21 protein-coding genes and 1 other RNA gene are annotated in these 21,702 nt (G+C 64.8%); 11 read left to right on the top strand and 11 right to left on the bottom strand.

Translation table 11 applies throughout. The features are described from left to right. Nucleotides 1–22: 22 nt before the first annotated feature. The 6 genes from RX331_RS34625 to RX331_RS34650 all read right to left on the bottom strand — a co-directional run bounded on the left by RX331_RS34625 (nucleotide 23) and on the right by RX331_RS34650 (nucleotide 4,711). Entirely contained in the window at nucleotides 23–934 is a 912-nt protein-coding gene (locus tag RX331_RS34625) for a metallophosphoesterase (protein ID WP_317254051.1), read from the bottom strand. A 150-nt stretch (nucleotides 935–1,084) separates the two neighbouring features. After that, nucleotides 1,085–2,152 (bottom strand): Holliday junction branch migration DNA helicase RuvB, encoded by a 1,068-nt coding sequence (ruvB, locus tag RX331_RS34630; RefSeq protein WP_317254052.1) that lies wholly within the window; start codon nucleotides 2,150–2,152, stop codon nucleotides 1,085–1,087. Further along, on the bottom strand, nucleotides 2,149–2,568 hold the full coding sequence (locus RX331_RS34635) for a cytidine deaminase (protein WP_283030257.1): 420 nt from the start codon (nucleotides 2,566–2,568) through the stop codon (nucleotides 2,149–2,151). The genes ruvB and RX331_RS34635 overlap by 4 nt, the downstream gene beginning before the upstream one ends. A gap of 41 nt (nucleotides 2,569–2,609) precedes the next feature. Beyond that, nucleotides 2,610–3,227, bottom strand: a complete 618-nt coding sequence (gene ruvA, locus RX331_RS34640) for a Holliday junction branch migration protein RuvA (RefSeq protein ID WP_317254053.1) — start codon at nucleotides 3,225–3,227, stop codon at nucleotides 2,610–2,612. Then, nucleotides 3,224–3,751, bottom strand: a complete 528-nt coding sequence (gene ruvC / locus RX331_RS34645; protein ID WP_317254054.1) for a crossover junction endodeoxyribonuclease RuvC — start codon at nucleotides 3,749–3,751, stop codon at nucleotides 3,224–3,226. The genes ruvA and ruvC overlap by 4 nt, the downstream gene beginning before the upstream one ends. Before the next feature lie 213 nt (nucleotides 3,752–3,964). Then, nucleotides 3,965–4,711, bottom strand: a complete 747-nt coding sequence (locus tag RX331_RS34650) for a YebC/PmpR family DNA-binding transcriptional regulator (protein WP_317254055.1) — start codon at nucleotides 4,709–4,711, stop codon at nucleotides 3,965–3,967. Nucleotides 4,712–4,910: 199 nt separating this feature from the next. Here RX331_RS34650 and RX331_RS34655 point away from each other — a divergent pair, with 199 nt between their 5' ends. The 4 genes from RX331_RS34655 to RX331_RS34670 all read left to right on the top strand — a co-directional run bounded on the left by RX331_RS34655 (nucleotide 4,911) and on the right by RX331_RS34670 (nucleotide 10,715). Then, on the top strand, nucleotides 4,911–6,680 hold the full coding sequence (locus RX331_RS34655) for a methyl-accepting chemotaxis protein (protein ID WP_317254056.1): 1,770 nt from the start codon (nucleotides 4,911–4,913) through the stop codon (nucleotides 6,678–6,680). Nucleotides 6,681–6,973: 293 nt separating this feature from the next. Then, entirely contained in the window at nucleotides 6,974–7,489 is a 516-nt protein-coding gene (locus tag RX331_RS34660; RefSeq protein ID WP_317254057.1) for a (2Fe-2S)-binding protein, read from the top strand. Then, nucleotides 7,486–8,502, top strand: coding sequence for a xanthine dehydrogenase family protein subunit M (locus tag RX331_RS34665; protein ID WP_317254058.1), 1,017 nt, complete (start codon nucleotides 7,486–7,488; stop codon nucleotides 8,500–8,502). The genes RX331_RS34660 and RX331_RS34665 overlap by 4 nt, the downstream gene beginning before the upstream one ends. Nucleotides 8,503–8,507: 5 nt before the next feature. Continuing rightward, entirely contained in the window at nucleotides 8,508–10,715 is a 2,208-nt protein-coding gene (locus RX331_RS34670; protein ID WP_317254060.1) for a xanthine dehydrogenase family protein molybdopterin-binding subunit, read from the top strand. Nucleotides 10,716–10,927: 212 nt separating this feature from the next. Here RX331_RS34670 and RX331_RS34675 read toward each other — a convergent pair whose 3' ends face one another. The 3 genes from RX331_RS34675 to ssrS form a co-directional block, all read right to left on the bottom strand. Continuing rightward, nucleotides 10,928–11,749 (bottom strand): TIGR00282 family metallophosphoesterase, encoded by an 822-nt coding sequence (locus RX331_RS34675; RefSeq protein ID WP_317254061.1) that lies wholly within the window; start codon nucleotides 11,747–11,749, stop codon nucleotides 10,928–10,930. 3 nt (nucleotides 11,750–11,752) lie between these two features. After that, entirely contained in the window at nucleotides 11,753–12,328 is a 576-nt protein-coding gene (locus RX331_RS34680; protein ID WP_410708039.1) for a 5-formyltetrahydrofolate cyclo-ligase, read from the bottom strand. A 159-nt stretch (nucleotides 12,329–12,487) separates the two neighbouring features. After that, nucleotides 12,488–12,648, bottom strand: a non-coding RNA gene (gene ssrS, locus RX331_RS34685) — 6S RNA. A 294-nt stretch (nucleotides 12,649–12,942) separates the two neighbouring features. On the opposite strand from ssrS, the gene RX331_RS34690 reads away from it, so the two are divergent. After that, complete coding sequence (locus RX331_RS34690; RefSeq protein WP_317254062.1) at nucleotides 12,943–13,191, top strand: endonuclease domain-containing protein; 249 nt, start codon at nucleotides 12,943–12,945, stop codon at nucleotides 13,189–13,191. A gap of 72 nt (nucleotides 13,192–13,263) precedes the next feature. On the opposite strand, the gene RX331_RS34695 is transcribed toward RX331_RS34690, so the two are convergent. After that, nucleotides 13,264–13,647: a cell division protein ZapA gene (locus tag RX331_RS34695; protein ID WP_317254064.1), complete on the bottom strand. Its 384-nt coding sequence runs from the start codon at nucleotides 13,645–13,647 to the stop codon at nucleotides 13,264–13,266. Further along, nucleotides 13,644–13,964, bottom strand: a complete 321-nt coding sequence (locus RX331_RS34700) for a DUF4164 domain-containing protein (protein WP_317254065.1) — start codon at nucleotides 13,962–13,964, stop codon at nucleotides 13,644–13,646. The genes RX331_RS34695 and RX331_RS34700 overlap by 4 nt, the downstream gene beginning before the upstream one ends. Before the next feature lie 290 nt (nucleotides 13,965–14,254). Here RX331_RS34700 and tkt point away from each other — a divergent pair, with 290 nt between their 5' ends. The 6 genes from tkt (at nucleotide 14,255) to RX331_RS34730 (ending at nucleotide 21,697) form a co-directional block, all read left to right on the top strand. Further along, on the top strand, nucleotides 14,255–16,240 hold the full coding sequence (gene tkt / locus RX331_RS34705) for a transketolase (RefSeq protein ID WP_317254066.1): 1,986 nt from the start codon (nucleotides 14,255–14,257) through the stop codon (nucleotides 16,238–16,240). A 140-nt stretch (nucleotides 16,241–16,380) separates the two neighbouring features. Further along, nucleotides 16,381–17,388, top strand: coding sequence for a type I glyceraldehyde-3-phosphate dehydrogenase (gap, locus tag RX331_RS34710; RefSeq protein WP_317254067.1), 1,008 nt, complete (start codon nucleotides 16,381–16,383; stop codon nucleotides 17,386–17,388). A 128-nt stretch (nucleotides 17,389–17,516) separates the two neighbouring features. Then, nucleotides 17,517–18,713 (top strand): phosphoglycerate kinase, encoded by a 1,197-nt coding sequence (locus RX331_RS34715; RefSeq protein ID WP_317254068.1) that lies wholly within the window; start codon nucleotides 17,517–17,519, stop codon nucleotides 18,711–18,713. A gap of 50 nt (nucleotides 18,714–18,763) precedes the next feature. Further along, nucleotides 18,764–19,831, top strand: coding sequence for a class II fructose-bisphosphate aldolase (fba, locus tag RX331_RS34720; RefSeq protein ID WP_317254069.1), 1,068 nt, complete (start codon nucleotides 18,764–18,766; stop codon nucleotides 19,829–19,831). A gap of 133 nt (nucleotides 19,832–19,964) precedes the next feature. Beyond that, a complete protein-coding gene (locus tag RX331_RS34725) occupies nucleotides 19,965–20,990 on the top strand; it encodes a class I fructose-bisphosphate aldolase (protein ID WP_317254070.1) in 1,026 nt (341 codons plus the stop codon). A gap of 2 nt (nucleotides 20,991–20,992) precedes the next feature. Beyond that, nucleotides 20,993–21,697: a thiamine phosphate synthase gene (locus RX331_RS34730; RefSeq protein ID WP_317254071.1), complete on the top strand. Its 705-nt coding sequence runs from the start codon at nucleotides 20,993–20,995 to the stop codon at nucleotides 21,695–21,697. Nucleotides 21,698–21,702 lie beyond the last annotated feature (5 nt).

Below are 21,702 nucleotides of genomic sequence, written 5' to 3' on the forward strand. Positions count from 1 at the left end.
CGGGTGCGCAAGCGCCGGCGGGCTAAGCCACTGCCGGCCGCGGCGCGCCGAGTGTCACCAGCACGATTTCCGGGGGCACACCGAGGCGGAACGGCACGATGCTGCAGCCGAGGCCGCCGGAGACAACGACGTCGCAATTCATCTTGATGTGGCCATAGGCGAGCTGCTGGCCGGACGGCGAGATCGGCGACCAGCCGAGCATCCGCACCTGACCGCCATGGGTATGGCCGGAGAGCTGCAGCGCGACGCGCGAGGGCACGCGTTTGGCGATATCGGGCTCATGCGCCATAAGGACGACGGGCGCATCGTCGGTGACCTTCGAAAGCGTCGCGCCGAGATCATCGACGCCGATCCGCTTGAGCGGGCGGAAGCGGCGCGCCGGCATGTAGGCGAGCTGATCGCCAAGACCCGCAATCCAGAACGAATGGCCGTTCTTATAAAGCTTCCGCGCGTCGTTCTCGTAGACGGGAATGCCGACCTTCTCCAGCGCGCGGCCGGCGGACGGCAGTCCCTGCCCGTCCCGCTGGACGGTCTTGTCTTCCCACCAATCGTGATTGCCGAGCACCGCATGCACGCCGAGCGGCGCTTTCAGGCCGGCCAGCACGCCGGCCCATTCGGCATCAGGAATGATGCGCGTTACTTTGCGATGGCCGGTGACGTAGTCACCGAGCATGACGACGATGTCAGGCTTCAGCGCATTGGTGCGTTCGACGATCTCCTGGATGTGATCGAGCGACATCCAGGGATCGCAGGCATGCAAATCGGCGATGGCGGCGATCCGAAGCTTGAGGCCATCAGGCCATCGCGGCGGCGTGATGTTGTACCTCGTGACGCGCAGCCGGACGATCGGCGCGCTGAATCCGTAGGCAGTGGTGGAGACGCCGAACGCGCCGAGACCAGCCACGGATTTCAGAAAATGACGGCGTGTTAACATGGGAACTCAGTCGTGATGCAGCGCTAACATGGGGACGGATTGGGCCCGAAATGCGGTAGGTTTGTGCAGATCGTCAGCAGAGCTCACGCAGCTTTTCACCATGGCAGTGCGCGCATGAACCCGCTGTTTGCCTTTAGTGTTCCACAGGAATCATCGGGTTCGAAGCGGTCCGTCGTCGCTGTCGCCGTTGCCGAACAGGCCGAATTGCGCGGGATCGCGCGTCGGCTCGGCGAGGCCGAGATGGCGGAAGGCGTGCGAGGTCAAAAGCCGGCCGCGCGGGGTGCGCTGCAGATAGCCGCACTGGATCAGGTACGGCTCGATGATGTCCTCGATGGCGTCGCGCGGCTCCGACAGCGCCGCCGCCATGGTTTCCACCCCGACCGGCCCGCCGCCATAGTTGAGCGCAATCGTGGTCAGGTAGCGGCGGTCCATGGCGTCGAGACCGGCGGCATCGACTTCCAGCGCGCTCAGCGCGTGGTCGGCAATGGCGCGGTCGACGGAGCTGGCATCGGCCGCGGAAGCAAAATCGCGCACGCGGCGCAAGAGGCGCCCGGCGATGCGCGGCGTGCCGCGGGCGCGGCGCGCGATCTCGTTGGCGCCATCAGCCGTCATGCCGATGTTGAGCACGCGGGCGCCGCGCGAGACGATCTTCTCCAGCTCGTCCTCGGTGTAGAAATTCAGGCGGACCGGAATGCCGAAGCGGTCGCGCAGTGGATTGGTCAACAGCCCTGCGCGCGTCGTCGCACCGACCAGGGTGAATTTTGCCAGCTCGATCTTGACCGAGCGCGCCGCGGGTCCCTCGCCGATGATGAGGTCGAGCTGAAAATCCTCCATCGCGGGATAGAGTACTTCTTCGACCGCCGGGCTGAGGCGATGGATCTCATCGATGAAGAGCACGTCGCGCTCTTCCAGATTGGTGAGCAGCGCCGCAAGATCGCCGGCCTTCGCGATCACCGGGCCTGAGGTGGCGCGAAAGCCGACGCCGAGCTCGCGCGCAACGATCTGTGCCAGCGTGGTCTTGCCGAGGCCGGGTGGGCCGACGAACAGCACATGATCCAGCGCCTCGCCGCGCTTGCGCGCCGCCTCGATGAAGATCGACAGATTCTTGCGCGCCTGCGCCTGGCCGACAAACTCCGACAGCAGTTGCGGACGCAGCGCGGTGTCGCCGACATCGTCGGAACGCCGCTCGGGGGTGACGATACGGGAGGGGGTGTTCACCCGTTGCCCCTCCGGTACTTGTTGGGCAAAAGCTCGCCGATGGTCGCAACCTTCGGCTCGCGGCCATTGTCGGGAACGATGACCCGCGCGTTCGCATCGTAATCATGGATCAGTTCGCGACAGATGCCGCAGGGCGAGACGACGGCAATATCGCCGGGCTCGTCCGGTTTGGGATGACGGACGGCGACGATGGTCTCGATACCGCGATCGCCGGTTTCGGTAATCGCGCGCCCAATGGCGATCGCCTCCGCACAGACGGCGATCCGGCCGATATAGGCGTCGATGTTCACACCGGTGACGATGCGGCCGTCGCGGGTGCGCATGGCTGCGCCGACCTCTTGCCAACGGTTCCGATACCGCGGCCTGATCGCGTCAATCGCGGCGGCAATTAGTTCCTGGTCTTTTTCACTCAACATGACGGAAACGCGTTCCTTCGTCAGGGAAGGGCAAACGTAGTCTACTTCGCCAGCTCCTTCAGGCCCAGCCGGATCAGCTGCGCGGTCTCGGCTTTTTCACCAGCGCTGCGTGACGCCGCGGCAATCGCGGCCGCCGCCTGCGGCTGGCCATAGCCGAGATTGACCAGCGCCGAAATCGCGTCGGTGACCGGGCGCGGCGCGCGCTGATCGTCGACGGCGCCGGCGAGATGCACGACAGCAGGATCGACATTGGCAAAGGCAGGCGCCTTGTCCTTGAGCTCAGAGACGATGCGCTCGGCGACTTTCGGGCCGACGCCGGGCGTGCGCGACACCGCGGCCTTGTCGCGCAGCGCAATCGCGTTGGCGAGCTCGGCCGGCGGCAAGGTGCCGAGCACCGCGAGCGCGACTTTGGCGCCGACGCCCTGCACGGTCTGCAGCAAGCGAAACCATTCGCGCTCGGCGTCGGTGCGGAAGCCGAACAGCTTTATTTGATCTTCACGCACATAAGTTTCGATCGACAGCACCGCCGCCTCGCCGGGCGACGGCAGCGCCTGCAGCGTACGCGAGGAGCAATGCACCTGATAGCCGACGCCGCCGACATCGAGGATGACATAATCCTCGCCGTACGAATCGATCAGGCCTTTGAGCTTGCCGATCATAGGCTCGCCACCTTGATCCGCAGCAGCGCACCCTGGCGGTGATGGGCGTGGGTGACGGCGATGGCGAGCGCGTCCGCCGCGTCAGCGGATTTCGGTTCGGCTTTCGGCAGCAATATTTTCAGCATCACCGCGATCTGGTTCTTGTCGGCATGTCCGGCCCCGACCACGGTCTTCTTGACCTGATTGGGCGCATATTCCGCAACCGCAATACCGAACATCGCCGGCGACAGCATGGCGACGCCGCGGGCCTGGCCGAGCTTCAGCGTCGCGACGCCGTCCTTGTTCACAAAGGTCTGTTCCACGGCGGCCTCCGCCGGGCGGAAATCGCCGAGCACGGCCGCGAGCCCCTCATGGATCGCCAGGAGGCGGCTGGCCAGGGGCAGATCGTCCGGCGGCTCGACCGAGCCGCAGCCGATGAAGACAAGCCGGTTACCCTCGGACTCAATCACGCCCCAGCCGGTGCGGCGCAGGCCAGGATCGATGCCGATGATACGGACGGGTTGGCGAATCGGTGAGGCTGTCATGGCGTAGTGATAACGCCAGAGCCGTGTGAACGAAACATAAAGAGAACGGAAATCCCCGATGGATGCGCTGGCTCGTGCCCCGGACGCGGCGCACCGCGAAGTGGTGCGCCGCAGAGCCGGGACCCATCTATCCGGCTCGGCATCTGGTGACATGGGTCCCGGCTCTGCGGAGCAGCGCTCACGCGCTGCACCGCGTCCGGGACACGAGATCGCCTACCCGCCCATCTTGGCGACCAGCGCGTCCGAGATCTCGAAATTGGCGTAGACGTTCTGGACGTCGTCGTGCTCGTTGAGGAGGTCCATCAGCTTCAAGAGCTTCTCGCCGGTCTCGTCGTCGACCGCGACCGTGTTCTGCGGCTTCCAGGTCAGCGCCGCCTTGCGGGCTTCGCCGAACTTGGCTTCCAGCGCCTTGGCGACCTCGCGAAAGGTTTCCTGCGAGGCGTAGATCTCATGGCCGCTTTCGCTTGATGCCACGTCGTCGGCGCCGGCCTCGATGGCGGCTTCCAGCATCGCATCGTCGGAGGCGACGCTGGCGTCATATTCGATAATGCCGGTGCGGTCGAACATGAAGGCGACCGAGCCGGTTTCGCCGAGATTGCCGCCCGACTTGGTGAAGTAGGAGCGGATGTCGGAGGCGGCGCGGTTGCGGTTGTCGGTCAGCGCCTCGACGATCACGGCGACGCCGCCGGGGCCGTAGCCCTCGTAGCGGATTTCGTCGTAGTTCTCGCTTTCACCGCCGGTCGCCTTCTTGATGGCGCGCTCGATATTGTCCTTCGGCATGTTTTCCTGGCGCGCCGCGATGACGGCCGCGCGCAGCCGCGGATTCATCGCGGGGTCCGGGGTGCCCAGCTTGGCGGCGACGGTGATTTCGCGGGCCAGCTTGCCGAACAGCTTGGATTTCTGGGCATCCTGCCGGCCCTTGCGGTGCATGATGTTCTTGAATTGGGAATGGCCGGCCATGCGCAGTCTCTTGGATTCGTCCAGGGGATGTAGGGATAGGGCGCGGCCTTATAGGCCGGCAACCCGCCGAAATCAAAGATTTGCAGCCGGTTTTGGTATGGCAATACTGCCGCCTGCCGGAAAATCAGGCAGTTGTTAACCACGACTTCATGCTCGGATGAGAGGATTTCGCAGAGATCCTCAACTTTCAAGAGACGTTATGGCCTTCGGTTTGTTCAAAAAGCGGGTGCCGGAGCTGGCCCAGCCCGCCTCTGAGCCCGAGGTTCAGGCGGCTGCCCCCAGCGTGGAAGCCGCGCCCGGCGATAGTGATTCGGCCAGGGCGATCCTCGAACTCCTGGAACTCGAACTCGGCGCGATGATCCGCCAGCTCGAGCGCGCGGCCAATTCGGTCGCCGGCGGCGCCGAGGCCACGGCGGCGACGCTCTCGACCATCCGCCAGCGCACCGATGCGCTGACCAGCCGCTCGAGCGCCGCCCAGCGTACGGCGACGACATTTTCGCAGGCCGCCGACAAGTTCACCCAGTCGGCGCAGGGGATCGGCGCCCAGGTGCGCGACGCCGGCAAGCTCGCCGACGAGGCCAGCGCGGCCGCCCGCGAGGCCGGCGCCAATGTCGACCGCCTGCGCGAGTCCTCGGCGGCGATCGGCAACGTCGTCAACCTGATCGCACAGATCGCGCGGCAGACCACGCTGCTGGCGCTCAACTCCACCATCGAGGCGGCGCGCGCCGGCGAGGCCGGACGCGGCTTCGCCGTCGTCGCCACCGAAGTGAAGGCGCTCGCGGTGCAGACCCAGAACGCCACCGAGGAGATCACCAAGAAGATCGAGGCGTTGCAGCGCGACGCCGCCGGCTCGGTCGACGCCGTTCATCGCATCACGCAATCGATCGAAGCGATCCGCCCGGTATTCGAGCACGTCAATGGCGCGGTCGCCGAACAGAACGCCACGACAGGCGAAATGGCCGACAACGCGGCCTCCGCTTCCAGCTTCATCGTCTCGGTCGGCGACAGCGCCGGCGAGATCGACAGCGCCACCAAGGAAGCCGAGGCGCATGGCGAAAGCGTCGCCAGGGCTGGACGGGCCGTGACCGCGTTCGCGCACAAACTCAAGGCGCGCTGCGCCGTGCTGTTGCGCCAGGGAGAAAAGGAAGGCGAGCGTGCCGAGCGCGGCAAGGACGAAAAGCTGCCTTGCAGCCTCAAGATCGAGATTACGACCTCGCGCGGAGTGATATCGGCACCGGTCTATGAGATTTCGATGGGCGGCATTCTGGTCAGCGGGGCAAACGCGGAAGCGTTGGCGCAGGGCCAGAGTTTTGACGCGACGCTGCAAGATGTCGGTGCGTGCCGAATTCGCATCGTCCAGCGGACGAAAGCCGGCGCGCACGCGCAGTTCGAACGGCCTGCCACGGCGTTGATCGAGAAGCTCGAAGACAAGATCTGGTCGATCCAGGACGACAACACTGAAGCGGTGACCCGCGCGATCGAAGCCGGTGCCGCGCTGAAGAAGATCTTCGAGAGCGGCATCGATAGCGGCGCGATCTCGATGGAGGACATGTTCGACACCAACTATGTCGAGATACCAGGCACCAATCCGGTGCAATACCGCACCAAAATCCTCGACTGGGCCGATCGGGCTTTGCCGCCGTTCCAGGAAGCGTTCCTCGCCAAGGACCAGCGGATGGCTTTCTGCGCCGTGATCGACACCAACGGCTACCTTCCGGTGCACAACAAGATCTATTCGCACCCGCAGCGTCCGGGCGACGTCACCTGGAACACCGCCAACAGCCGCAACCGCCGCATCTTCAACGATCCGGCCGGGCTTGCCGCCGGGCGCAACCAGCGCGTCTATCTGATCCAGACCTACGCCCGCGACATGGGCAACGGTAATACGGTGATGATGCGCGAGATCGACGTGCCGGTCCGCGTCAAAGGCCGCCACTGGGGTGGATTCCGCACGGCTTACAAGCTGTAGCCGTTCTTTCCCTCAGACCATAACCAATCGCAGCGCGTCTTCGCGGTCCCGCCGATGTCCGCCCAGAAAACGCGCCGTTGCGACTGTCGCATGCGCGTCATTCACTCGCAGCAAAAACGGGCTTCGCCTCGCTGGCCAAGCATCCCAGGCTCGCCTTGAACCTTCTTCGATCGAGCTGGTTGTAGACAGGTCGGAAACCCAAGGCTTTTTTGCGCGGACAGAAGGCCCGGTGAATGGCCTCTAGGTGCGCGCGGGCTAACCATCCCAAGCACCGGAACAGGCGGAGAAAAAGAATGACGCATTCTGGGACAGCCGCGCCCACAGGGCGCGTAGCCGCAGTGCCCGAGAAAATTCCGGTAACCCTTGACGTCAATGGCAAGCAGGTCAAGCTTCTCCTCGCGCCGTGGACGACGCTGTTGGACGCGCTACGCGACCATCTCAATCTGACCGGCACCAAGAAAGGCTGCGACCACGGCCAGTGCGGCGCATGCACCGTTCTCGTCGGAGGACGGCGAATCAATTCGTGCCTGACGCTCGCCGTGATGCAGGAAGGAGCCGACATCATCACCATCGAGGGCCTTGCGCAAGACGGAGAACTGCATCCGCTGCAGCAGGCCTTCATCGATCACGACGCGTTTCAGTGCGGCTATTGCACGTCGGGGCAGATTTGCTCGGCCGCCGGGCTGATCAGGGAAGGCAGAGCAAAAACCGCCGACGAGATTCGCGAGCTGATGAGCGGCAACATCTGCCGCTGCGGCGCCTATCCGAACATCGTAGCGGCGATTCAGCAGGCGATGGAGCGATCATGATCCCGTTTCAATACAGCCGCGCCAGCGACGTCGCCGACGCCATCAAGCAGATCGCCACCGATCCTTCCGCGAAATTCATCGCGGGTGGTACCAACCTGCTCGACCTGATCAAATACGACGTCGCGGCTCCGACCCGGCTGATCGACATCTCGCGCCTGCCGCTCAGGAAGGTCGAGGAGACCGCGGACGGCGGCGTGCTGATCGGCGCGCTGGTGCCGAATACCGACCTCGCCTACCATCCGCTGATCGAGGCGCGCTATCCGCTGCTGTCACGGTCGATCCTCGCTGGCGCGTCGCAACAGCTCCGCAACATGGCCTCGACCGGCGGCAACCTCGTGCAGCGCACGCGCTGCTTCTATTTCTACGACGCGACGACGCCCTGCAACAAGCGCGAGCCGGGCAGCGGCTGCTCGGCGATCGATGGTGTCAACCGCATCAACGCGATCCTCGGCACCAGCGAATCCTGCATCGCCACCCATCCGTCCGACATGTGCGTCGCGCTCGCCGCGCTCGAAGCGAGCGTGCATGTCCAAGGTCCTGCGGGCGCGCGCAGCATTGCGATTGCGGATTTCCATCGGCTGCCCAATAACACGCCGCAGCTCGACACCAATCTGGAGCCCGACGAGATCATCACGGCGATCGAGCTTCCCGCCAAGGGCTTCAGCGCGAACTATTCCTACCTCAAGATCCGAGACCGCCTGTCCTATGCGTTCGCGCTGGTATCGGTGGCGGCCGCGCTCGAACTCGACGGCGACACCATCAAGGACGCGCGCCTGGCGCTCGGCGGCGTCGCGCATAAGCCTTGGCGCAGCCCGGCGGCTGAAATCGTCCTGCGCGGCCAGCGCGCCGATGCAAGCGCTTTCTCATCGGCAGCGGATGTCCTGCTGCGAGGCGCCAAGGGTTTTGGACACAACAATTTCAAGATCGGCCTGGCTCGGCGCGCCATCATACGCACGCTCGGTCAGGCGGCGCGCGGCACGCCGCAGTCGATCTCCGACAAGAGGATACGGTGACCGCCATGGCAAGCTATATCGGAACAGCGACATCCCGCGTCGACGGCCGGGCCAAGGTCACCGGCGAAGCCAGATATGCCGGCGAATTCAACGTTGCCGGCCTCGTCCACGGCTACGTCGTCGAATCGACCATCCCGAAGGGGCGAATTGCGCGCATCGACGTCAGCGGCGCGCTTGATATCGCCGGCGTGATCGACGTGCTCACCCATCGCAACCGGCCGCCGATGGCCGACAAGGACGACTCCTACAAGGACGAGGTCGCGCCGGAGAAAGGCTCGCCCTACCGCCCGCTCTACGACGACAAAATCCTTTTCACCGGACAGCCGGTCGCGCTGGTGCTGGCGGAAGATTGGGAAACCGCGCGCATCGCCGCCGCGATGGTGAAAATCAAATACCAGCAGGAGCCGCACGTCACCGACCTGGAGGCCGAGCGCGCCCGCGCCTTTGCCGTCGACGCGCCGGAAAAATCGCGTGGCGATGCCGACAAGGCTTTTGCCTCCGCCGCCGTGCACCACGCCGCCGAATACTTCATTCCGAGCGAGCACCACAATCCGATGGAGCTGTTTGCTTCGACCGCGATCTGGGAAGGCGGCCGGCTCATCGTCTACGACAAGACGCAGGGTGTACAAAACGTACAGAAATATCTCTGCGGTGTGTTCAAGTTGAAGCCGGACGAGCTGCGCGTCATGTCGCCCTATATGGGCGGCGGCTTCGGCGCCGGCCTGCGCCCGCAATATCAGGTCGTGCTGGCGGTGCTCGGAGCGCAGGCGCTCAAGCGACCGGTCCGCGTCGTGCTAACGCGCGCGCAGATGTACGCGCTCGGCTACCGCCCGGCGAGCATCGAACGGCTGGCGCTCGGCGCCAATAGCACCGGCACGCTGGAGTCGATGCACCATGAAGCTATCGCCGTGACCTCAAGATTCGAGGAATTCGCGCGCAACGATACCGGCTGGGGCAACCTGCTCTACAAGACCTCCAACGCGAAGTTCGAGCACAAGCTCGTCAAGCTCGACCTGCCGACGTCCTGCGACATGCGGGCGCCAGGCGCCGCCACCGGCGTCTATGCGCTGGAGTGCGCGATGGACGAACTCGCCATCGCGCTCAAGACCGATCCAGTTCAGTTCCGCCTGCAATGCTATTCCGACCGCCACCAGGGCGAGGACGTTCCCTATACCAGCAAGCAGCTCCGCGAATGCTATAGCCAAGGCGCCGCAGAATTCGGCTGGGACAGGCGCAATCCGGAACCGCGGTCGATGCGCGACGGCAACGAGCTGGTCGGCTGGGGCATGGCATCGGGCGTGTGGGAAGCGCTGCAGATGCCAGCGACCGTCCGTATCGTGCTGACGGCCAATGGACATGCGGAAGTCGCGACCGCCGCCTCCGACATCGGCACCGGCACCTACACGATCATGGCGCAGGTGGCGGCCGACTTGCTCGGCCTGCCCATCGACAATATCAGCGTCAAGCTCGGCGACTCCTCGCTGCCGCAATGCCCGGTGGAAGGCGGTTCATGGATTGCATCATCGGTGTGCAACGCCATCGCCAATACCGCTCGCGCGGTTCGCGGCGAGCTGCTGAAGCTCGCCAACGCACTGCAGGATTCGCCACTGGCGGACGTCGATGTCGATGACGTGGCGCTGGTCGACGGCAGGATCGTCAGCAAGCGCGACGCGACCCGCGCGCTCTCCGTCGCGAGTGTGATGCAGTCCGGCCAAACCGAGCGCCTCTCATGCGAGGAAACCAATGAGGTCGAGGAGGATAAGTCTCACGCGCGCAATGTGCACTCGGCGATCTTCGCCGAGATCAAGGTCGACGAAGAGCTCGGCGTGGTCCGCGTCACCCGCGTGGTCAACGCGGTCGCCGCCGGCCGTATCCTGAACCTCAAGACCGCGCACAGCCAGGTGATGGGCGGCGTGGTCTGGGGAATCGGCATGGCGCTGCACGAGGAAACGCTCTACGACCACCGCTTCGGGCGCGTGATGAACGCCAACATCGCCGAATATCACGTGCCCGTTAATGCCGACATCCACGACATCAAGGTGATCTTCGTCGACGAGCCGGATGCGATCGTCAATCCGCTCGGCATCAAGGGCCTCGGCGAGATCGGCATCGTCGGCGTCGCGGCGGCCATCGCCAACGCGGTCTATCATGCAACGGGAAAGCGCGTGCGCGATCTGCCGATCACGCTCGACAAGGTGGTTCAGTTCAATTGAAGCTAGGTCCGAGTCCCGGACGCGGTGCAGCACCGTAAGCGCGTTCACGCGCGTCTTCGACGCGCTATGGCGCTGCTCCGCAGAGCCGGGGCCCATGTTTCCGCATATCATCTCTGGACCCCGGCTCAGCAGCGCATCACTGCGTGCTGCGCTGCGTCCGGGGAACGGAGAGTGGTAATCTCGGCGTCGACACTCTCCGGCGTACGATCTTCTCACGCCCAGAACGCGGGGACGACCGGCTCGAGCCGGCCACCGGCCCGCACCGGCGCAACGCGCAGCGCGAGGCCGGTTGAATCATCGGTCTCGACGGCGACACCGCTGAGTGTCGCGATCCCGCCCGCCGGTTCGAAACGGGCCGAGGGAATGCCCGTCGTGAAGCGCCGCATCGGCTCTTCCTTCTGCATGCCGATCACGGAATCATAATCGCCGGTCATGCCGGCGTCAGTCATGTAGGCGGTGCCGCCGGAAAGAATCTGGTGATCGGCGGTCGGCACATGGGTGTGGGTGCCGACGACGAGGCTGGCGCGGCCGTCGCAGTAATAGCCGATCGCCTGCTTCTCGCTGGTCGCCTCGCCGTGGAAGTCGACCACGATCGCATCCGCCGCCTCGCCGAGCGGGCAGGCCTCGAGCTCGCGGCTCAGCACCGCGAAGGGATCATCGAACGGCGTCATGAAGACGCGGCCGATGGCGTTGACGACGAGCGCGCGCTTGCCGTTCTTGGCGTCGACCAGCGCGGCGCCGCGCCCCGGCGTGCCCTTTGGAAAGTTCGCAGGCCGGACCAATTTCGGCGCGCGCTCGATGAACACCAGTGCCTCGCGCTGATCCCAGGCGTGGTTGCCGAGCGTGATGGCATCGGCACCGGCATCGAGCAGCTCCTGGTAGATGGTCTCGGTAATGCCGAAACCGCCGGCGGAATTCTCGCCATTGACGACGACGAGATCGAGTTGCCAGTCCCTGATCATGCCAGGCAGATGTTCTGAGATCGCGGTGCGGCCTGCGCGGCCGACCACGTCACCGACGAAGAGAATACGCAAAGTTCAGCTCCGGAAATCGAACACTTTCTTTTCCGTTAGCACATAATCCAGCGCCACGTCGTGCGGCAGGGCTGGAACGGCCTTTATTTCCTGCACGGAAAACGCGGTGCCAACGGCCGTGATCGCCTTGGCCTTGCGCAGATGGGCGAGCGTGAAATCGTAATGGCCGGCGCCATAGCCGATGCGATGGCCCTCGCGGTCGAATGCCGCCAGCGGCACCAGCATGATGTCGGGAATGAGCTCTTGCGCCGCCGGCGACGGCTCGGGAATGCCGAGCGGCCCCAGCATCAGGCGATCGTCGGGCGACCATGCGCGAAAGGCGAGCGATTTGCCGCGTGAAAGCACCGCCGGAAGCGCGAGCCTTGCGCCCTGCCCGGCCAGCTTGCGCATCAGCGGCGCCGGGTCGATCTCGCTGCGGATCGGCGAATAGCCCGACACGATGAAACCCGGTTCGATCGCGAACGGCAGCCCCCGTTTCGCCATCGCTTCTGCGGCTATAGCGCGCTGCTCCTCGCTGAGCGCATCGCGCTTGGCGAGCGCTGCGGCGCGGAGGTCGGCTTTCGACAGGATTATTGTCATGCGGGAGCTCAGTCCGTCATCATCCGCGAAGGCGGATGATCCAGTATTCCAGAGACACTAGCGCTCAACTGCGGGGCCGCGGCGTACTGGATACCCGCCTTCGCGGGTATGACGAACGTGCGCGGGATGACAAGCGGGCACGCGAGCAACAAACCAAAGTGCGAGGCCGCGAACGCCGTTGAAGCACTCGATCCCGGAGTTCCCTACGAAAGTAGGTGGGCACCATATGTCCGGATCCACGGACCCGGCCAGGGACAGTTCCCTAAAGGATCGATAAGGCCCCGGGGATATATGGCTCCTGACGCACGACGCAGCCTCGCGAAGAGAATGTAGGCGTTACGAACCGAATCCGCCAGCCGAGACTGCTTGCGTTCGCCTTTAGATTGCGATCAACTTCACCCTCCCCTAGAGGGGGAGGGTCGTTCGATGCGAACGGGGTGGGGTGATCTCTCCGCGAGTGCGATAGTTATGATTTCAACGGCAATCCGCCGCGCGGCAGCGAAGAAGCTGCGCGCCAATACCACCCCGCATGAGCGCACGTTGCGGCGTGCGCTCAAGGAACTGCCGATCGAAGGCACACATTTCCGCGTCAAGCACAGATCGGGCCCTATGTCGTGGATTTCTTTTGTCCCGCAAAGCGTCTCATCATCGAACTTGATGGCGGTCATCATAACGACGATGCGATCGCCGAGCGCGATAGCGAGCGGCAAGCTTGGCTTGAACAGGAAGGATATCGCGTCATCCGCTTCTGGAATTCGGATGTTGCGGCCGATCTCAGCGCGGCGCTAGAGCGAATCTACGTCGAGGTGCATGGTGCGTTAGACGCTGAAGCGCTGCCACTGAAACACCTCCGACGACGATAGTCTGTCACCCCGCCCCGCCGCTGCGCGGCGACCCTCCCCCTCCAGAGGAGGGTGAAACAGAAACCCGGCGCCTCACCCGATCGCGACGCCGGTGCCGATGGTGCGGTTCAGCATCTGCGTGGTTTTCTCGATGCGCTCGGCGGCGGCGTTGAGCGCGTTGGCGACGGCGATCTGGGTGGCCTTGGTGCGGTCGGCGGCGGCGACGCGGACGTTGCGCAGGGTTTCGAGCTCGCCTTCCAGCGCGCGGATGCGAGCGTTGGCGTCGACCAGTTCGTCGCAGACGGTGAGCGCGGCCATCACGGTGAGGCGCGCATCGCCGATCTCGCCGAACTTGCCGCGCAGCTCCCCAACCCGCGATTCCAGGTTCTCGGCGAGCTTGAGGAGCCGCACTTCCTGCCCTTCCTCGCAGGCCATGCGATACTGCCGGCCATTGATGGTGACGTTGATGTGGCTCATTCGTCCTCTCCGGCATCGAGCACCGCACGGATGGTGCCGATCGCGATATCCAGCCGTTCGGCGATCTCGCGGTTGGCGCGCTCCAGCCGTCGCGTCTTCACCAGCGAGCCGTCGAGTTCGTCGGCCAGCCGCGAGCGATCGGCGCCAAGCGCCTGAATCCGGCTCGCCAATTCGTTCTCATCGCGGTCGGCGTCGCGCCTTCGCTCGGCCGCCGCCTCGAGCGCATCGAGTGCCAGCATCAGGCGCCGCGTGGCGGCGTCGATGTCGACCTGGACCGTCTCGGCGTTGCCGGTCCCGTTGATGTAACGATCGCTCATGAGGGGCAGCGCGCACCTTCGCGGTAGGCCCGCCGCCCGGCAGCAAAATCCGCGGTTCGGCAAGCGGTTAGAGGGCGAAATTTACGTGGCAAGCGAGCCAAGCGCAACGCCCGCGCGAAGCTATGCACCGCTAAGCAACTTTTGGCACCAAAAGCGCGTTTCCCCGGCTTGGACTCCTCGGGATTGAGGTGCTATCCAGCGCCGGCTTTCCCTCGATCCACGCCCGTATTGCGGCTTTCGCCCGGTACGTTACCCGCAACCAAGCACCTCATTTCAGGCGGATTTTCATCATGACGCAGGTCGATCATACCCGTATGGCCAATGCGATTCGCGGGCTTGCCATGGATGCCGTCGAAAAGGCGAAATCCGGCCATCCCGGCCTGCCGATGGGCGCGGCGGACATCGCGACCGTGCTGTTCACGCAGTTCCTCAAATTCGATGCCGCCGCTCCGAACTGGCCGGACCGCGATCGCTTCGTGCTGTCGGCCGGCCACGGCTCGATGCTGCTCTATGCGTTGCTCTACCTCACCGGCAACAAGGAGATGACGCTCGACCAGATCAGGAACTTCCGTCAGCTCGGCTCCAAGACGCCGGGCCATCCGGAGAACTTCGAGACCAGCGGCGTCGAGACCACCACCGGCCCGCTCGGCCAGGGTATCTCGACCGCGGTCGGCATGGCCCTGGCGGAGAAGATGCTCGCCGCGGAGTTCGGCAAGAAGGTGGTCAGCCATCACACCTATGTGCTGGCCTCTGACGGCGACCTGATGGAAGGCGTGTCGCAGGAAGCGATCGCAATGGCCGGGCACTGGAAGCTCAGCAAGATGATCGTGCTGTATGACGACAACGGCATCTCGATCGACGGGCCGACCTCGATCGCCGACTCGGTCGACCAGGTGAAGCGCTTCAAGTCCGCCGGCTGGGCGGCGGAATTGATCGACGGCCATGATCCGAAGGCGATCGCAGCGGCGATCACCCGCGCACAAAAGTCCAACAAGCCGTCGCTGATCGCCTGCAAGACCACGATCGGCTTTGGTGCGCCGACGCGCGCCGGCACGGCGAAGGCCCACGGCGAGGCGCTCGGCGCGGACGAGCTCAAGGGCGCCAAGGAAAAGCTCGGCATCTCGCTCGATGCCTTCTCGGTGCCCGATGATGTGCTGAAGGCCTGGCGCGCCGCCGGCAGCCGCGGCGCGGCCGCGCGCGAGGAATGGGAAAGTGCGTTCGGCGAGCTCGGCCCGCGCAAGCGCGCCGAGTTCGACCGGCGGATGCGGCACGAGCGTCCGGCCGCGCTGGCGAAGGCGCTGCGCGCGCACAAGAAGGCGCTATTGGAATCACCGCTGAATGTCGCGACGCGGAAATCCTCTGAGTCCGCGATCGAGGCGATTGCCGCGGCGATGCCGATGGAATTCCTCGCCGGCTCCGCCGACCTCACCGGCTCCAACAACAACAAGGCGAAGTCGGCTGTCGCGTTCTCGGCCAAGACGCCGAAGGGCCGCTTCATCCATTACGGCATCCGCGAACACGGCATGGCCGCGGCGCTGAACGGCATCTTCCTGCATGGCGGCTTCGCCCCGAACGGCGCGACCTTTCTGGTGTTCACAGACTATGCTCGCCCGGCGATGCGGCTCGCCGCGCTGATGGGCAACGGCGTCGTCTATGTGATGACCCATGACTCGATCGGGCTCGGCGAGGACGGCCCGACGCATCAGCCGGTCGAGCATCTTGCCGCGCTCCGCGCCATTCCCAACATGCGCGTGTTCCGGCCGTGCGACGCCGTCGAGGTGGCGGAATGCTGGGAACTGGCACTCAACCGTATCGATGGTCCGACCGTGCTCGCGCTGACCCGCCAGAACCTGCCGCAGCTCCGCACCAATGCGCCGAATGATAACCCTTGCGCGCATGGCGCCTATGAACTAGTCGCAGCCCAGGGCGAGGCCAAGGTGTCGCTGTTCGCCTCGGGCTCCGAGGTCGAGGTCGCCGTGGCGGCCCAGAAGCAGCTCGCGGAGCGCGGCATCGCCGCACGGGTTGTGTCGGTGCCCTCGCTCGAACTGCTGCTGGCGCAGCCCGCGGACCGAAAGACAGCCATTATCGGCAATGCGCCGGTCAAGGTCGCCATCGAGGCCGGCGTGCGCTGGGGCTGGGATGCCGTGATCGGCCAGGATGGTGAATTCGTGGGCATGCACGGTTTCGGAGCCAGCGCGCCTGCCAAGGACCTTTTCAAGCACTTCGGAATTACTGCCGAGGCCGCCGTTAACGCTGCCGTGAAGCGCTTGGGCTGACGGTTGAGATTGCTGGGAAAAAGGACTACCAAGACCTCCATCTTGACCGTTCCCGCCCGGCCGAACCGGGCGTTCCGCCGTCAGCACCTCCGTGGAACAGCTCCGCGGGGCCGGCATCGGCTATTAGAGGAGAGATCAGCATGGCAATCCGCGTTGGGATTAACGGATTTGGCCGCATCGGCCGCAACATCTTGCGAGCCATCGCGGAGTCCGGCCGCAAGGATATCGAGGTGGTCGGCATCAACGATCTCGGACCGGTCGAAACCAACGCACACCTGCTGCGCTTCGATTCCGTGCATGGCCGCTTCCCCGGCACCGTGACCGTCGACGGCGACTCGATCAGCCTCGGCAACGGCAAGATCAAGGTTTCCGCCGAGCGTGATCCCTCCAAATTGCCGTGGAAGGCTCTCGGCGTCGACATCGCGCTGGAATGCACCGGTATCTTCACCGCCAAGGACAAGGCCTCCGCGCACCTGACCGCCGGCGCCAAGCGCGTGCTGGTCTCGGCGCCCGCCGACAATGCCGACGCCACCATCGTCTACGGCGTCAACCATGACACCCTGACCAAGGATCATCTGGTCGTCTCCAACGGAAGCTGCACCACCAACTGCCTGGCGCCCGTCGCCAAGGTGCTGAACGATACGGTCGGCATCGAGACCGGCTTCATGACCACGATCCACGCCTATACCGGCGACCAGCCGACCCTCGATACCCTGCACAAGGATCTCTATCGCGGCCGTGCGGCGGCGATGTCGATGATACCGACCTCGACCGGCGCAGCGAAGGCGATCGGGCTGGTGCTGCCCGAGCTGAAGGGCAAGCTCGACGGCGTCGCGATCCGCGTGCCGACCCCGAATGTTTCGGTCGTCGACCTCAAAATCGTCGCCAAGCGCTCAACCGACGCCAAGGAAATCAACGCGGCGATGAAGCGCGCCTCCGAGCAGCAGCTCAAGGGCATCCTCGGCTACACCACTGCGCCGAACGTCTCGATCGACTTCAACCACGATCCGCACTCCTCGACGTTCCACGAGGACCAGACCAAGGTGCAGAACGGCACGCTGGTGCGCGTGATGTCCTGGTACGACAACGAGTGGGGCTTCTCCAACCGCATGGCCGACACCGCCGTCGCGATGGGCAAGCTGCTGTAAGTCTCGTGTCCCGGACGCGGCGCGTCACGGTGTGGCGCGACGCAGAGCCGGGACCCATTCCAACGTAGGTCCCGGTTCAGCACAGCGGCGCTTTGCGCCGCAGTGCGCCCGGGACAAGAGACCCGCCCATGACAAAATCATTCCGCACCCTCGACGACGTTGACGTGAAGGGCAAGCGCGTGCTGCTGCGCGTCGACCTCAACGTCCCTATGGAGAACGGCCGCGTCACCGATGCGACCCGGCTCGAGCGCGTCGCGCCGACCATCAGCGAAATTTCCGGCAAGGGCGGCAAGGTCATCCTGCTCGCCCATTTCGGCCGGCCGAAGGGCCGCGACGCCAAGGATTCGCTCAAGCCCGTCGCGGAAGCCCTGTCGAGGGTCGTCAAAAAGGCGGTCGCTTTTGCCGACGATTGCATCGGCGAGGCCGCGGCCAAGGCCGTCGGCGCGATGAAGGACGGCGACATCCTCTGCCTGGAGAACACCCGCTTCCACAAGGAGGAAGAGAAGAACGATCCGGCGTTCGTTGCCGAGCTCGCAAAACTCGGCGACATCTGGGTCAACGACGCGTTCTCGGCCGCGCACCGCGCGCATGCCTCGACCGAAGGCCTTGGCCACAAGCTGCCGGCCTATGCCGGACGCACCATGCAGGCCGAGCTCAATGCGCTGGAGAAGGCGCTGGAGGCGCCGGCCAAGCCGGTCATCGCGATCATCGGCGGCGCAAAAGTTTCCACCAAGATCGATCTGCTCGAGAACCTGGTGACGAAAGTCGACGCGCTGGTGATCGGCGGCGGCATGGCCAACACCTTCCTGCATGCGCAGGGCGTCAACGTCGGCAAGTCGCTGGCCGAGAAGGACCTCGCCGCGACCGCGCTGCGCATCATGGAAAAAGCCAGTGCGGCGAACTGCGCCATCATCCTCCCGGTCGATGCCGTGGTCGCCTATCACTTCGCGGCCAATTCGCCGTCGCACGCCTATGGCCTCGATGCGATTCCGGCCGATGGCATGATCCTCGACGTCGGTCCGCAATCGACCGCGCGGATTCACGCCGCGATCGATGACGCCAAGACGCTGGTCTGGAACGGCCCGCTCGGCGCATTCGAGCTGACGCCGTTCGACCGCGGCACGATGGTGGCGGCCAAGCACGCAGCGGAGCGGACCAAGACGAAGAAACTGATCTCGGTTGCCGGCGGCGGCGACACCGTCGCGGCGCTGAACCAGGCCGGCGTCGCCGACGATTTCTCATATGTTTCGACGGCCGGCGGGGCCTTCCTCGAATGGATGGAAGGCAAGCCGCTGCCCGGTGTGGAAGTTCTCAAATCACGTTAGATCACGAGTTAATGGGGCGCCAAAAGCGCGGCAAATACAGGAGAATTTGAATGGCTCGCATTACCTTGCGTCAACTGCTCGATCATGCGGCAGAGCACGATTACGGTGTGCCGGCGTTCAACATCAACAACATGGAGCAGGCGCTCTCGATCATGGAGGCCGCCTCTGCGGTCGACGCGCCCGTCATCATCCAGGCCTCGCGCGGCGCGCGCTCCTACGCCAATGACGTGATGCTCAAGCACATGATGGATGCCGTCACCGAGATCTACCCGCAGATTCCGGTCTGCGTGCATCTCGACCACGGCAACGAGCCCGCCACCTGCATGACCGCGATCCAGGCCGGCTTCACATCCGTGATGATGGACGGCTCGCTGCAGGCCGACGGCAAGACCCCCGGCGACTGGGACTACAATGTCGGCGTGACCAGGACCGTGACCGACATGGCGCATCTCGGCGGCATCTCGGTGGAAGGCGAGCTCGGCGTGCTCGGGTCGCTGGAGACCGGCATGGGCGACAAGGAAGACGGCCACGGTGCCGAGGGAAAACTGTCACACGACCAGCTGCTGACCAATCCCGACGAAGCCGTGAAGTTCGTGAAAGAAACGAAGGTCGACGCGCTGGCGATCGCGATGGGCACCTCGCACGGCGCCTACAAGTTCACCCGCAAGCCGGACGGCGACATTCTCGCCATGAAGGTGATCGAGGAAATCCACCGCAAGCTGCCGAACACGCATCTGGTGATGCACGGCTCATCCTCGGTGCCACAGGAGCTGCAGGAGATCATCAACGCCAATGGCGGCAAGATGAAGCCGACCTGGGGCGTGCCGGTTGCGGAGATCCAGCGCGGCATCAAGAACGGCGTCCGCAAGATCAACATCGACACCGACAACCGCATGGCGATGACCGGGCAGATCCGCAAAGTGCTGAAGGACAATCCGGAAGAGTTCGATCCGCGCAAATACCTGAAGCCCGCGATGGAAGCCATGACCAAACTGTGCAAGCAGCGGCTGCAGGAATTCAATACCGCAGGCCAGGCCTCCAAGATCAAGAAGGTGCTGACCACCGCCGAGATGGCCAAGCGGTATGCCAAGGGTGAGCTCGATCCCAAAACCGCCTGACAAGGTTACCTGACAAGATTGGCCGAACAGGCGCCGCGCAAACACCCAGGGTGCGACGAACGTTTTCTAGGCATTTGCCCGAGAACCGCCTATTTTGGTGCGCAAGGGCATGATGTTTCCGGAGAACGTTCCCATGAATCTTGCTGACCTCAACAAGGTTGCCCTCGCCATGGTCACCCCAGGCAAGGGCATTCTCGCCGCCGACGAATCCTCGGGCACGATCAAGAAGCGCTTCGACGCCATCAAGGTCGAATCCATCGAGGAGAACCGCCGCGACTATCGCGAGATGCTGTTCCGCTCCACCGAGGCGATGAGCAAGTATGTCTCGGGAGTGATCCTTTACGACGAGACGATCTGGCAGAATGCCAAGGACGGCACGCCGCTGGTCAAGCTGATCGAGCAGGCCGGCGCGATCCCCGGCATCAAGGTCGATGAGGGCACCCAGGCGCTGCCGCAGTGCCCGGGCGAACTCGTCACCGTCGGCCTCGACAAGCTCGCCGAGCGCCTGAAGAAGTATTACGAGCGCGGCGCGCGCTTCGCCAAATGGCGCGCGGTGATCGATATCGGCAGCGGCATTCCCACCATGACCGCGATCAGCGTCAACGCCCATGCGCTGGCGCGCTATGCGGCGCTGTGCCAGGCGGCACAGATCGTGCCGATCGTGGAGCCGGAAGTGTTGATGGACGGCGATCACGACATCGACCGCTGCTATGACGTGACCCAGCGCGTCCTGAACAAGACGTTCCAGGAACTCCGCGTGCAGCGGGTCGAGCTCGAAGGCATGGTGCTGAAACCCAACATGGCCATCTCAGGCAAGAAGTGCGCAAAGCAGGCGTCCGCCAATGAAGTCGCTGAAAAGACCGTGCGGATGCTGAAGGCCTGCGTGCCCGCGGCTGTGCCGGGCATCGCCTTCCTTTCCGGCGGACAATCGGACGAGGAAGCGACCGCGCATCTGGATGCGATGAACAAGATCGGCGGGCTGCCCTGGAGGCTCACCTTCTCCTATGGCCGCGCGCTGCAGGCGGCGCCGCAGAAGGCGTGGTCCGGCAAGGCCGAGAACGTCGCCGCAGGCCAGCGCGCGTTCACGCACCGCGCCAGGATGAACGCGCTGGCAAGCAAGGGCGAGTGGGACACCGGCCTGGAAAAGAAGGTCGCCTAGACTTGTCCAATAAAACCGCTCCGTCACGCCCGGCGCCGCGCCTCTATCTCGCGACGCCGGAGGTGGACGATCCGTCGCAGCTCGTCGCCGAGCTTCCGGCGCTGCTCGCAGCGGCCGATGTCGCGGCCGTGCTGGTGCGGCTCAAGCCAATCGACCAGCGCACGATGATCACGCGCGCGAAAATGCTGGCGCCTGCGATCCAGAATGCCGGCGCGGCGCTGCTGCTCGACGGCCATGCCGAGCTAGTGGCGCGCGCCGGCGCCGACGGCGCGCATCTGAACAACCTCACCGCGCTGGAAGAGGCGTGGCCCTCGCTCAAGCCGGACCGCATTGCCGGCGTCGGCGGCCTTGCCACGCGGCATGATTCGATGACTGCAGGCGAGGACGGCGCCGACTACGTGCTGTTCGGCGAGCCGGATGCGCGCGGCCAGCGGCCCTCGGTAGAGGCGATCGCCGAACGCCTGCAATGGTGGGATGAACTGTTCGAGCCGCCCTGCGTCGGCTTTGCCGCCTCATGCGCGGAAGCTGCCGCATTCGCGTCTGCCGGCGCCGATTTCGTCCTGGTCGGCGATTTCATCTGGGCCGATCCGCGCGGCGCAAAGGCGGCGCTGGTCGAGGCCGGGGAGACGATCCGGCAGGCGCGCGAAGGCGCGTTCGAAAAGGCCGAAGACAGCTCTGACTTGGCAGACTTGGCCGGACACGGATAACGCCG

This window comes from Bradyrhizobium sp. BWA-3-5, assembly GCF_032917985.1.
In the GTDB taxonomy this organism is placed as follows: Bacteria; Pseudomonadota; Alphaproteobacteria; order Rhizobiales; family Xanthobacteraceae; genus Bradyrhizobium.